Here is a 12,739-nt window from a genome sequence, read left to right as displayed (position 1 = left end):
GAACAAGTAATCAATCATTAAATGAAAGGGTGATAACGATGCAACATACCGAAGACACGAATCCGACTTCAGACAATACTTATATCTATGCGTGCGCCAGTTCTGAACTTGAGGAAGGTGACCTCATTGAATGTGAAGCTGGCTCGGATAGAATCGTTGTCGGCCGAGGAGAAGACAACGTTTATGCCGTTGAGGCAATATGCACGCATGAGCATTTCGAGTTAGTAGAAGGCGCATTGGATGGAAATTGCTTAATATGTCCACTGCATTTTGCCTGTTTCGATATTCGTGACGGCTCTGTGCTGGAAGGGCCGGCTGAGAAACCATTGAAATCCTATGAAGCTATTGAAGCTGACGGCTCTGTATGGGTTAGCTATGAAGGGGGAGATTAAGATGTCAGATGTTGATATGAAGACAACAGTGATTGTTGGAGCCGGGATTGCGGGCGTTCATGCTGCTGAGAACCTGAGAAAAGAAGGGGATCAAGGTCGAATTATACTTATGGATAGCGATCAGCAGATGCCTTATGATCGTCCGCCTCTGTCAAAAAAATTAATGACCGGCGAGACTGATGACACTAGTATTCTATTACGGGACCCTTCCGTTTATGACGAATTGGACATCGATTTGAAACTCGGTGTTGAAGTAACGGACATCGATCCCGAGCGTAAGACAATCAATACGAAAGATGGTTCCTCCTACGAATGGGATAAACTGATACTCGCGACGGGGTCCAAATTACGGACCTTGTCCATCGAGGGGGATGACCTCCAAGGCATTTTTTACTTACGACGAATGACCGATGCTTTAGCCATGAAACAACATATGCAAGACGTAAAAGATGCCGTTATTATCGGAGCTGGTTTTATCGGAGCTGAACTGGCGTCGTCATTGAAACAGCTGGGAATCAACGTGACGATTGTGGAACGCTCTTCGTACCCAATGGAGCCGATTGTTGGCCGGGATGTTTCAGAACATTTCCTGGACTTGCATCGCAGTAACGGTATCGACGTGATTACAGGTGATTCGGTTGCTCAATTTAACGGAGATACGATGTTGGAAGAAGCGGTGACAGCCGAGGGACGCCGCATCCCATGCCAAGCGGCCATAATCGGTGTAGGTGTGACGGCGAATACAGCGGTATCACATCCGCAATTACAGACAGAAAACGGTTATGTCGTTAATGAATACGGTGAGACATCGCTCCCTGACATTTATGCGGCAGGGGACTGTACGTCATGGCCATACAACGGGACGCCCATTCATGTTGAACATTGGGATCATGCCGTCAACCATGGCAAGACGGTCGCCCAAAACGTCATAAATCCGCAATCGGTCCCTTATGCCTATACACCGTACTTTTGGTCGGAACAGTACGACAGCCGTTTCCAATACTTCGGTCATGCGAAAGAGTGGTCCCGGACGGTTTTACGCGGATCGTTCGAATCGAATGCGTTCACGTATTTTTATCTGGATGATCAAAATATCGTCAAAGCGGCGTTTCTTTCCAATCAAGCGAAAAACGCCTTGCCGGTGAGGCGGATGATTCAACAGCAATCATCCGTTGATCCGGAAGCTTTGGCAGACGAAAGCATCGCACTGAAAAAAGTACAGCGCGCGAAGGTATAAAAACAAATAACCATTTTTTTGGGTTGGCTATTCTCGTTTGGAATGGCCAACCCTTTTTGATAGGACGTAAACGGTAACCTATTCCGGTGAAAGTCGCGCAGCTCGGATCCAACGCGCGCAACTCAAGCCAAAAGTCGCGCAATCCCTGCCCGCCTCCACTCAAAAGACGACTATCGACGGCCGTTGAAGATCTACTATACGGAATAAGCATTATCCTCACGGTTTCGCCCGCTATCAAAAATGTGCTATGATAGACTATGAACCAATCATATAGAAAAGGATGCATTCACCATGATTAGACGGATTAAATGGCCCGGATGGGTTATAGTGCTATTGGTCATTGCTGGCGCTATTCTCGGCATTAACCAGGTTCTGGCTCAGTATTCCTCTGCTGAAACCAACGAACCGAAAGAAAAAATAACAGATTCCAGTGTTTATCCCGGTTTGAATATCCAAACCAAAACAAATAAAACAGATCTTTATACAACATCCATCAGTCAACCATATACAAAAGTCTCATCTATTAATAAACCTATTAATCAATGGATCAATAATCAAAAGGAAATGTTCACAAAAAATGTAAAGCAGAATAAGCAAACACTTAAAAAAAACGATTTCCAGGCGCATTTAAATATTCAAGTTGACACACATAACGTTGCCGAAAAATTATACACATTGGAGTTCTCAGCCTATCAAATAGCTGGTGGGGCCAACGGAACAAATACAAAAAAGGCGTTCACAATTGATTTGACCGCGAACAAAATGTTAAAGCTCGAAGACGTCCTGAATATGGACAAGAAAACCATCGAACACATCCAAACATTGGCGAAAGAAATGTTATATCGTGATAAAGATGTCAAGCCATATATCATGGATGATTTGCTCGAAGAAGCGCTGCAAGATCCGAAAGACTGGGAGTGGTCCATCAACCATAAAAACATGACCCTTTTTTTCGATCAATATGACATTGCTGCTGGGGCAGCGGGCGCCATCAGGGTAGACATTCCAATGGAAGACATAAAACCCTATTTAAACAAAACATTTGCGGAAAAACTTGATGTCACGGTCCCGGAAAAAGATCATACGCAGGATAAAGAGGAAACAGACCATCACGAGTCAGCCCTTGATCCGGATGGAAAGTATATTGCCTTAACATTTGATGATGGCCCGGACCCCAACGTAACACCACGAATACTAAAAACGTTGAACAAGCATGATGCCAAGGCAACCTTTTTTATGCTGGGGAGTCAAGTCGAATACTATCCGGAACTTGCCAATAAAGTCGAAGAGGCAGGACACGAAATCGGCAACCATACGATGCACCATCAAGATTTGACGACCGTTCAAAAATCTGCCATCAAACAGGAAGTCCAACAGTCAAGCGACATAATTCAACAATCTACCGGACAAGCACCATCCTTATTCCGTCCGCCATACGGAGCATCAGATAAAACGGTGGAGACGGTTGCCGAAAAGATGGGTACACCAATCGGCATGTGGTCTGTTGATTCGCGCGACTGGAAAAGCCGCAATGCTGATACGGTCTACAAGAAAGTAATGAACAACGCAGCATCAGAGTCTATTGTACTCATGCACGACATTCATCCGTCGACCGCCGATGCATTACCAAAAGTATTAACCTCGTTGGAAAAGAAAGGCTATCAAATGGTAACCATATCCCAGCTCATTCAATTGTGGGATGAACAAGGCATTGGCCCGTATTACGGAAAAATTGGTTAAGGGCGCTTGTGGTCCTTTCGACTTTATTAAGAACTCGAGCGGCGCACATGCCCCGTTTAAACACCGTGCAGCTGGTGTGATTCTACCCGGTACTGTTTTGTCATTGCCGTCAACCAACCAAAAACGAAAGCAGACGCTGCTGAATAACAAAAAAGCCCACTCGATTGGGGCTTTTTTTATTTGGAAACACCAAAAACCGCCTAACTCGAATGACAGACCGCGCCACGCGAACGAACACCCACCCGCGCCTCGGTTGACCGAAAAAAGAAGTGATCCGACCGAATAACGACACCATTTGACCGAATAACAGCCCCATCCGATGATTGTCGGCAGCGGGCGAAAATCGACCCAACCGACCCATTTCCGTATATTTTTTCAAAAAATGCATAAAAGTAATTGACACCGATTTCTGCCCCAAGCCGAGCGCGGTGAACAGGGTACGCAACTTGCTGAGAAAAGGACAAACGCATCCTATTGAAAATACATCCTAAATCCGATAATAATGAGCAGGACGGAGAGCATTTGCATAACCATTTTGCTGGAGAGCCGTTTTGATACGATAACGCCGATGTTGGCGCCAACAATGATACCGGTACCTCCGAAAACAACAGCCATCCAATCGATATTGCCATAATAGATTTGTGAAATGACCCCCACGGTTGAATAGAGACACAGGGACAAAAGCGATGTCGCAGTTGCCTGATGTGTGGGCACTTTAAATACGTACACAAGGATCGGTACCAACAGCCATCCGCCACCGATGCCCAAATAGCTGGACAATACTCCCATGAGAAGGCCGAGCGGAACGAACCATTTATCATAAATGGCTGGCTGTTTGTGGGTAGATGTGTCAGTAGATGCGTCCTTTCTTTTAGTCGATCCATTTTTGCTGAGCAGAAATAACCCCAGTCCGACCAGGATAGTTGCGAAAACAACGTAAAAGTATTGCGACGAGTAGACACGTAACAGCCAAACGCCCAGTAACGCACCCGGAAAGGCACTGATTCCAATGGTCAGGGCTATTTTATAGTCGATTTTTTTCTGTTTGGCGTATCCGATCACGCCGGTAAAGGAATTAATGAGTACGATAACCAACCCAGATCCCGCGGCAATGATCGGGTCCATTTGTAATAAAATAAGAAGTGCCGGAACAAAAATGAAACCGCCGCCCGCTCCGACAATCGTTCCGTATCCTCCTGCAACGATGCCAATGGCCAGCAGCAGTATTCCAGTCCATATATCCATTTCGATCGCCTCCCTGTCGTGTTCGTTCCTGCTCCATTCTCCCACGGTAGATTCAAAAAATAAAATCAGTATCTGTTATCCCCTATAACAAATAAGAATGAACGTCGGACATGTGATAGAATAACAGGCAGAGGCAAAAACAACGTGCGTTTTATGAAAGAGGTGGGACCGTTGAATATCGATCATTATTTGATGTTTTGCCGCGTGGTGGAGGAGGGCAGTATTACCCGGGCCGCCGAGCTTGGTTATGTCACCCAGCCTGCTGTAACGAGACAAATCCGCCAACTTGAGGACAGCTACGGCACCGCCCTGTTTGACAGGGAGGAAGGGACATTAAAATTAACAGAAGCCGGACGACTGCTTTACCCATATGCTAAAGAATTTTCCGCCATTTACCGTGAGGCGCACGAACGCATTCAACAACATCTCGGCGAACAGGAAACAGCATTGCATATCGGCGCCAGTTTAACGATTGGGGAGTATTTGTTGCCTGCGCTCATTCGCCGGTTTAAAAAGCTGCACCCCGACGTTCAATTTCATCTATCCATTGGCAATACACCGCTGATGCTTGAAAAATTGGATAAAAACGATATTGACATGGCGTTAGTGGAAGGCGTTGTTCCGGAGAATGTCTACAAAACACAAAAGTTTGATGATGATGAATTGATTCTTGTGACAGCGTCCGACCATCGATGGGGCGATCGGGAGACGATTCAAATAAACGACATCCCGAATGAAAAGATGATTTGGCGCGAAAAAGAATCAGGAACAAGGGAAATTGTGGAAAATGCAATGAGTGATCACCACATTTTGGATAAAATGGAAAATGCTATGGAACTTGGCAGTATGCAAGCGATCAAAAGTGCCGTAGAAGAGGGGCTTGGCACAAGCATTCTACCGAAACTCACCGTTCAGAATGAATTAACGTACAACACACTGCTTGAAATTCCGGTTGAGAACTTTCATTTGACAAGGGACCTCTGGATGGTTCGGAAAAACAGGCGGTATGAAAAGGGTATCGTCCTGGCCTTTGCCGGATTTTTGCTGACGTGACCTGAGCAACTCGAGACGGAACTTGCGCAGTTCAGGATGAAACTCGTGCGGCGCGGGCCCAACTCGCAAAAGAGGATTTTCGGCCGCCGCCGAAAATCCATCATTCATTCGGGCACCTGCACTCCGGCGAGCAACTGTCCGCGCCTCAATTAGCCGAAAAAGTACCCAATCCGACCGAAAATTGCCCAAATCTGACCGAAAACGTGCCCAACTCGACCGAATTCTGACCGAATCCAACTGAAAAAGCGCACAAACCGACCGAATCCTCCCTCGTGAAACCACTCCTTGCGCAGAAATCGCCCCCCCAAAAGCTAAACCAACGCAACCCCAAAACACGCCGCTCCCTGCTCTCAAAACCGCTGGCACGCCCTCTTCACTCATCCGATGATTTTCGGCGGCTGCCGAAAATCGACCCTTCGTCGACTCATTTCAGTATATTTTTTCAAAAAATGCGTAAAAGTAATTGACAGCATTTTCTGCCCAATATAGAATCAAAGTTGTAGAGAGGTCATACCTCTAGGAACCACACCATTGAAATGAGAGAAGGGGTGATGAATGTGAGCGATCATGTTGAGCGAATGCCGACCACCCGAGTTCCGGTTAATGGCATTTCGCCGTTGGTGATTGTTTGCGGCAATCCATTTCGTGCGGAAGCGATTGCCGGTAAATTGGATGATGCGGAAGAAATTGCTTACTCCAGGGAGTATCGCACATTTAATGGAACGTATAAAGGGACAAAGGTTACTGTATCGAGTCACGGTATTGGTACGCCGGGGGCTGCTGTCAGTTTTGAAGAATTGATCAGGGCCGGCGCGAATGTGATTATCCGCGTTGGGACGGCCGGATCCTATACAGAGGATTTGCAGCCGGGAAGCATCATTGTTGCTGACTCAGCTGTCCGCACGGATGGGCTGACCAAGCAAATGGTTCCTGACGGCGTCCCTGCAGTAGGCGATTTCCAGGTTGTCCAAGCTTTAAATAAAGCTGCTGACGATAAGGGCGTCACATTTGGCACCGGCATGGTGGTCACCCTTGATGCGTTTTATGCGGGGCCGGTTGAATTTCCTCATAAATTGTATAAGGATTCAGGGGCCCTCGGAGCGGAAATGGAAATATCAGCATTGTATACGATTGCCCGGTTACGGGGTGTCCAGGCCGGCGGAATAGTGGCATTGGACGGATTTGCTTATGACGATATGACGCATTATAACCCTCATAAAGATTTTGTTTCAAAAGCGATTGACGACGAAATTCATATTGCCCTTGAAGCTCTTGTGTCGATAGCGGAATAATATCTGTCAATATTTAACGGGGAGGAGCCCGATATGAGTTTTACGAATATTATTTGGGGACTGTTTGGTGTTTTGGTTATATGCGGCATTGCATATTTGTTCTCCAATAACCGAAAAAAAGTGCATTTCCGATTAATCCTGAGTGCGCTCGCTTTTGAAATTGTTTTTGCCTGGTTCGTGCTGTCGACCGGAATTGGGCAGACCATCCTGCAACAAATAACGGATGTTGTCAATGCTATTATCAATTATGGCGAAGAGGGCATTGACTTTGTTTTCGGCGGGTTGTACACCGAAGAGTCCGGCATTTCGTTCGTTGTAGCATTTAATGTGTTGCCAATGATTATCTTCTTTGCATCACTCGTGGCGATTGCGTATTACTTGAAGATTATGCCGCTCATTTTCAAATATGTCGGTGGCTTGTTTTCCAAGTTGTTTCGATCAAGCAAACGGGAATCTGTTGTAGCATCCGCTAATATTTTTCTTGGGCAGACGGAATCCCCGCTTGTTGTAAAACCGCACCTCCATAAGATGACCGTTTCGGAAGTATTTTCAGTCATGACGTGCGGCCTGGCGTCAGTTGCCGGAACGATGCTCGCATCCTACGCCCTGTTGGGTGTGGAATTGCAATATTTATTACCGGCGACCTTTATGGCGGCTCCGTCCGGATTGATCATAGCGAAATTATTTCATCCGGAAGTGGAGGAGGTTCATGAAAACAAGGAAATTGAAATCACCAATGATGATGACGCCTCCAACATTATTGATGCTGCCTCCAAAGGGGCCGGAAACGGATTGCAGATTGCTTTGATCGTTGGTGCGACGCTGGTTGCATTTGTTGCGCTGATTTATATGGTGAATGGATTCATCGGTTATCTCGGTGGGTTGGTTGGTGTTGATACAACCATCCAGGAGATATTGGGCTATATCATTTCGCCATTGGCTTTTGCGATCGGAATTCCGTGGGATCAGGCTGTTGCGGCCGCATCGTTAATCGGTGAAAAACTGGTGCTGACGGAATTTATCGCGTTCACCAATTTCATGGATAGCGCTAAGCAATTCAGTGACAAGTCGGCCATGATCATTACATTTGCGCTATGTGGTTTTGCCAACTTTTCTTCCATGGCAACGATGGCCAACACGTTGAGCACCATCAATCCGAAACGACAGGGCTTATTTATGAAATTATCCTTAAAAAGTTTATTTGCCGGGGCATTGGCGTCCATGCTCAGTGCAACGATAGCCGGAATGTTCTTCATGTCTTAATGAATCAGCCGATGAAAGGAGACATCACCTATGAATACAGACTATGAAACCAATACGCCGTTACTGGCTTACATTAATAACACGGTGAGATACGACGATCACCAGGTTATTCTATTAAACCGCCGTCTTTACCCGGATGAAACAACATACGTATCGTGTCACACGTATGAGGATGTGGCCGTTGCCATAGAAGATATGACGATACAGGGAGCGATTGTCATTGCGTATGCGGCAGGCTATGGATTCGGGCTGGCTTTTGAACAAAAACCCGATGCTAAGGGAGACGATCTGAAAACGTATGCGAAAACCGTCTATAACCGATTGTTGAGCACACGTCCGACCGGCCAGCGATTGAAGGTTATTTTGGATCAATGTATGAACGAAGTCGAAGCAGGAATTGACAACGGTAAGACGGGCGACGAACTGGCCAATGAGGTGATCACGTTCATGGATCAGGAGGTGGCACACGCCGATAACGTTGCCGCTGAATGTGGCAGGAATACAGCCCACATGCTGGAGGATGGCGATAAAGTATTGACGCATTGTTTTGCTGATTCCGCTTTGATTCATATGCTAATGGAAGCGAAACGTCAAAATAAGCACATCGAAATGTATTGCACCGAAACCCGCCCGTATTTACAAGGCGCACGGTTGACCGCCCATTCCATTCAGGAGACGGGGACGAAGGTAACATTGGTGACAGATAATATGCCAGGGTTTCTGATGGAACAAGGTATGGTTACGAAAATGGTAACCGCCGCTGACAAGATCACGTTGGATGGTCACGTATGCAATAAAATCGGGACCTACCAATATGCGGTGGTGGCCCAGCATCATAATATCCCGTTCTTTGTATTGGGCTATGAAGGACCGGATGAGAATTCTCCGGATACGAGTCAGATTGAAATTGAATACCGGAATCCGGATGAAGTATTTTTCGCCAGAGGAGTCCGGACAGCTGTGGAAGGCATTGAAGGGTTGTACCCATCGTTTGACATTGTCACTCCCAACTTTGTCGATGCCATCGTCACCAACAAAGATATATTTGCAGCCAGAAATATCCGTGCCCACTTGACCTAGTTTTCCAAGTGGAAACGGATGAGATGGCAACGATGAAGGCATTATGCACAGCTTTAGGGGGAGGTCGTTATATGCATATTGAAAAAAACCCTTCCTTGCCAGACGTCATTTATAAAAAAATACTTGATATGATTAAACGTGGTGATTTCGAGATCGGCGAAAAACTGGCAGGCGAAAAGGAATTGGCGAAAATGCTGAATGTCAGCCGGACGGCATTACGGGAAGCGTTGCAACAATTGGAAATGGACGGCTGTGTTGATCGCCGGCATGGTGTTGGAACATTCGTCATTTCCGCTATGCCCCAAATGACAGCCGGCCTGGAAAAACTCGAAAGTATTACAGATTTTATTCGAATGAACGAGTTGGAACCCGGCACCATTAAAATAACCATTAAAGAAGGTCAGGCGACGAAACAAATTGCGGATTCCCTGGGTCTGAATGAAGGCGACGACGTTATCCATTTCGAGCGGGTTCGAACGGCTGACCAACAGCCATTTGCGTTTGACATTGCCATTGGCTCGCCGGCGATGATCGGTAAAAACTTCACTAAAGACGATCAAGGAGAATCGATATTTAACCACTTGGAAAACGATAGACATATGGATTTGACGCATTCCTATTGCAATATTTGGGCTGAAAATGCAACCCCAATGCTCGCGGACACATTAAATATCGAAACGGGGAAAGCATTGCAGGTGTTGGAGCAAGTCTATTACACGAAAGGGAACAAGCCGGTCTATTATGGGAAAAGTTATATCCGTAATGATGTATTGAATTTCCATTTGATACGACGACGATAAGAAGGGTGCTTGGGCAACATGGAAACGTTGTTAATAAAAAATGTCACAATTGTACCGATGACAGGTGTGGAAACATGGTTCACCAATGGGTATATTTATGTCGAATCGGATCGGATCAAGGATGTGGGCCGTGGCTCGCCCCCCGATTCCCGTTATTCCGCCGATACGGTGATTGATGGGGACGGAATGGTCGCGATTCCCGGGCTGATAAATGGGCACACCCATACACCCATGAGCCTGTTGCGCGGATATGCTGATGATCTTCCACTGATGGAATGGTTGGAACAGATGTGGGCGGTTGAAGGCCAACTGTCGGAAGAAGACATGTATTGGGCCTCCATGCTGAGCATGATCGAAATGATTAAGTCGGGAACAACAACCTTTTCGGATATGTATTATGGGATGAACCGGATAGCAGCCGGTGTTGAACAGGTTGGTCTGCGCGCATTGCTCACACAAGGCATTATCGAAGGCAATGACGGTGGTGACGAGCAGTTGGATGCGTCCGTTTCTTTTGTGAAGAATTGGGATCAAGCGGCCAACCGTCGTATCCACGCATTATTATCGCCGCATGCGCCATACACGTGCTCGCCCGCACTGATTGAAAAAATAGTTGATCGTGCACACGAATTGGACTGTTCCATTCATACGCATTTAGCGGAAACACGGGATGAAATACGCATGGTCCGCGACTCGCATGGGACAACCCCGATTGCCTTAATGGAAAACATCGGACTGTTCACACGGCATGTTATCGCAGCCCACGGTGTTTATCTGACGGATGAGGACCGTCATATTTTAAGCAGCCGGAACGTTGGAGTGATCCATAATCCAAAAAGCAATATGAAGCTTGCCAGCGGTATTGCTCCCGTTGCCACCATGCTAAACGACGGTATAACGGTTGGGTTGGGAACAGACGGTGCTGCAAGCAACAATAGCCTTGATATGTTTGAGGAAATGCGCTTTGCCAATTTGCTTCAAAAAGGGAATCTCGAGAATCCCACAGCGTTATCAGCCTATGACACATTGGCTATGGGAACGGCCGGTGGTGCCCGAGCATTAGGGATTGACGATCAGGCCGGTACCATTGAACCCGGAAAAAAAGCCGATATAACGCTTGTTGACTTTACACAGGCTCATGTGTTGCCAGTCAATGATGTGATATCCCATTTAATTTATTCCGCTAAAGCGGAAGACGTCGCTTACACCATTGTGGACGGTCGCCTATTAATGGCGAACCGGGAGCTGACAACGATTGATGAGGACGAGGTATTTTGGCATATTGCGGCTATAAAAGATAAATTATTATAACTTTATAGAACCAGGAGAGAGAACGGTGGGGAAGGCATGCCTTTTCAAACAGACACACGCAAGGTGACAACCAACAATTGGAAGACAGATGTGACCGCCGGAATCATTGGGTATTTGACGACCGTCTATATTGTTGTCGTCAATGGATCCATTTTGAGCGAAGCCGGTATCACACTCGGAGAAGGCATGATGGTAACGATCATGGCTTGCTTTGCGGCTACATTGATCATGGGGGGCTATGCCAATCTTCCCTTGATTCTCATTCCCGGAATGGGGATTAATGCGTTATTCGCCTACTCAATAATCAGCCAAACGGGTCTTGATTTTCGCGAAGGGCTTGCGGTTGTGTTCATCGCCGCCTTGCTGTTCCTTGTGATCGCTTTTTCCCCGCTCGGTCATGTGTTAAAAGACGCCATTTCGGACTCGTTAAAACACGCCATTACAGCAGGCCTTGGATGCTTTCTTATATTAATCGGGCTAGAAAAAAGTGGTCTCGTAATCAACGGGGAAAATACGCTGATTGCCCTCGGTGATTTTACGTCGCCGCGGGTGATCGTCAGCGTCATCACGTTATTCGTTGCGATATATTTATTTATTAAAAATGTACCGGGGCATTTTTTGATCACGATGGTGGCCGGGACGATTCTTGCTTATATGGCCGGTGTGTTGGATACAGGGTCGAGCCAACCATCCGCCCAGGTTGATCATTTTCTATTTATTCCATCGTTTTCGGCCATGAATGATGTGTCGTTCTGGATGGCGATTTTTCCACTGACGATGATCCTTGTTTTTGAAAATATGGGCTTGCTGCATGGACAGTTGTACATGCTGGAACGAGAGGAAAGCTTCCATAAAGCGTATCAGGTGACGGCGTTATCCTCGCTCATGTGTGCCTTTCTGGGCACGTCACCAACCGTATCCGCAGCGGAAAATGCGGCCGTCATTGCGTCAAAAGGAAAAACGAAAATAGCGGCCTTCACAGCAAGTGCGTTGTTTTTGGCCACCATGGTCTTACTTCCATGGATATCCATGATCCCGAATACAGCAATAAGTGCTATATTGATCATTGTCGGGGTGATCATGGCGCAAACTATAAAAGAGATCCCTCTTGATGATATGTCGGAAGCATTACCGGCTGTTTTCATTATCGTCATGATTCCGTTCACCTATAGTATAGCGGATGGGATGGCGTTTGGATTTATAGCATATGCCATTGGAAAAGCAGCCATGGGGCGATATAGAGATCTTTCACTGCCTTTTCTTATCATCGCGATGCTGTTTCTGATTATTTTAGGTTTAAAGGCGATTGGTTTTTAAACAAGCACA

General features: G+C 46.5%; 12 protein-coding genes. 11 read left to right on the top strand and 1 reads right to left on the bottom strand.

Going from position 1 to position 12,739, the window contains the following annotated elements; translation table 11 throughout:
- The first annotated feature begins 38 nt into the window (after positions 1 to 38).
- From ACZ5Q7_RS00945 to ACZ5Q7_RS00930, 4 genes are all read left to right on the top strand, one after another.
- Complete coding sequence (locus ACZ5Q7_RS00945; protein WP_343751365.1) at positions 39 to 392, top strand: Rieske (2Fe-2S) protein; 354 nt, start codon at positions 39 to 41, stop codon at positions 390 to 392.
- 1 nt (position 393) lies between these two features.
- Positions 394 to 1,629 carry an NAD(P)/FAD-dependent oxidoreductase gene (locus ACZ5Q7_RS00940; RefSeq protein ID WP_343751364.1) on the top strand — a complete coding sequence of 412 codons (1,236 nt, stop codon included), beginning with the start codon at positions 394 to 396 and terminating at the stop codon, positions 1,627 to 1,629.
- 291 nt (positions 1,630 to 1,920) lie between these two features.
- Positions 1,921 to 3,369: a polysaccharide deacetylase family protein gene (locus tag ACZ5Q7_RS00935; protein ID WP_343751363.1), complete on the top strand. Its 1,449-nt coding sequence runs from the start codon at positions 1,921 to 1,923 to the stop codon at positions 3,367 to 3,369.
- On the top strand, positions 3,341 to 3,655 hold the full coding sequence (locus ACZ5Q7_RS00930) for a hypothetical protein (RefSeq protein WP_343751362.1): 315 nt from the start codon (positions 3,341 to 3,343) through the stop codon (positions 3,653 to 3,655). Before ACZ5Q7_RS00935 ends, ACZ5Q7_RS00930 begins: the two co-directional genes overlap by 29 nt.
- Positions 3,656 to 3,840: 185 nt before the next feature.
- On the opposite strand, the gene ACZ5Q7_RS00925 is transcribed toward ACZ5Q7_RS00930, so the two are convergent.
- A complete protein-coding gene (locus tag ACZ5Q7_RS00925) occupies positions 3,841 to 4,614 on the bottom strand; it encodes a sulfite exporter TauE/SafE family protein (RefSeq protein WP_343751360.1) in 774 nt (257 codons plus the stop codon).
- A 171-nt stretch (positions 4,615 to 4,785) separates the two neighbouring features.
- Here ACZ5Q7_RS00925 and ACZ5Q7_RS00920 point away from each other — a divergent pair, with 171 nt between their 5' ends.
- The 7 genes from ACZ5Q7_RS00920 to ACZ5Q7_RS00890 all read left to right on the top strand — a co-directional run bounded on the left by ACZ5Q7_RS00920 (position 4,786) and on the right by ACZ5Q7_RS00890 (position 12,730).
- Positions 4,786 to 5,667 carry a LysR family transcriptional regulator gene (locus ACZ5Q7_RS00920; protein WP_343751359.1) on the top strand — a complete coding sequence of 294 codons (882 nt, stop codon included), beginning with the start codon at positions 4,786 to 4,788 and terminating at the stop codon, positions 5,665 to 5,667.
- Positions 5,668 to 6,224: 557 nt separating this feature from the next.
- Positions 6,225 to 6,959: a nucleoside phosphorylase gene (locus ACZ5Q7_RS00915; protein WP_425542344.1), complete on the top strand. Its 735-nt coding sequence runs from the start codon at positions 6,225 to 6,227 to the stop codon at positions 6,957 to 6,959.
- Between the two features lie 33 nt (positions 6,960 to 6,992).
- A complete protein-coding gene (locus tag ACZ5Q7_RS00910) occupies positions 6,993 to 8,222 on the top strand; it encodes a NupC/NupG family nucleoside CNT transporter (RefSeq protein ID WP_343751358.1) in 1,230 nt (409 codons plus the stop codon).
- A gap of 30 nt (positions 8,223 to 8,252) precedes the next feature.
- On the top strand, positions 8,253 to 9,302 hold the full coding sequence (locus ACZ5Q7_RS00905; protein WP_343751357.1) for a s-methyl-5-thioribose-1-phosphate isomerase: 1,050 nt from the start codon (positions 8,253 to 8,255) through the stop codon (positions 9,300 to 9,302).
- Between the two features lie 71 nt (positions 9,303 to 9,373).
- Positions 9,374 to 10,102 (top strand): GntR family transcriptional regulator, encoded by a 729-nt coding sequence (locus ACZ5Q7_RS00900; RefSeq protein ID WP_343751356.1) that lies wholly within the window; start codon positions 9,374 to 9,376, stop codon positions 10,100 to 10,102.
- 18 nt (positions 10,103 to 10,120) lie between these two features.
- Positions 10,121 to 11,413, top strand: coding sequence for an amidohydrolase (locus ACZ5Q7_RS00895; protein WP_343751354.1), 1,293 nt, complete (start codon positions 10,121 to 10,123; stop codon positions 11,411 to 11,413).
- A gap of 36 nt (positions 11,414 to 11,449) precedes the next feature.
- Positions 11,450 to 12,730 (top strand): NCS2 family permease, encoded by a 1,281-nt coding sequence (locus ACZ5Q7_RS00890; protein ID WP_343751353.1) that lies wholly within the window; start codon positions 11,450 to 11,452, stop codon positions 12,728 to 12,730.
- Positions 12,731 to 12,739 lie beyond the last annotated feature (9 nt).

The organism is Lentibacillus halophilus (assembly GCF_055395055.1).
Note: the sequence above shows the minus strand (reverse complement) of the source record. Positions and strands in the feature narration are given on the sequence as shown.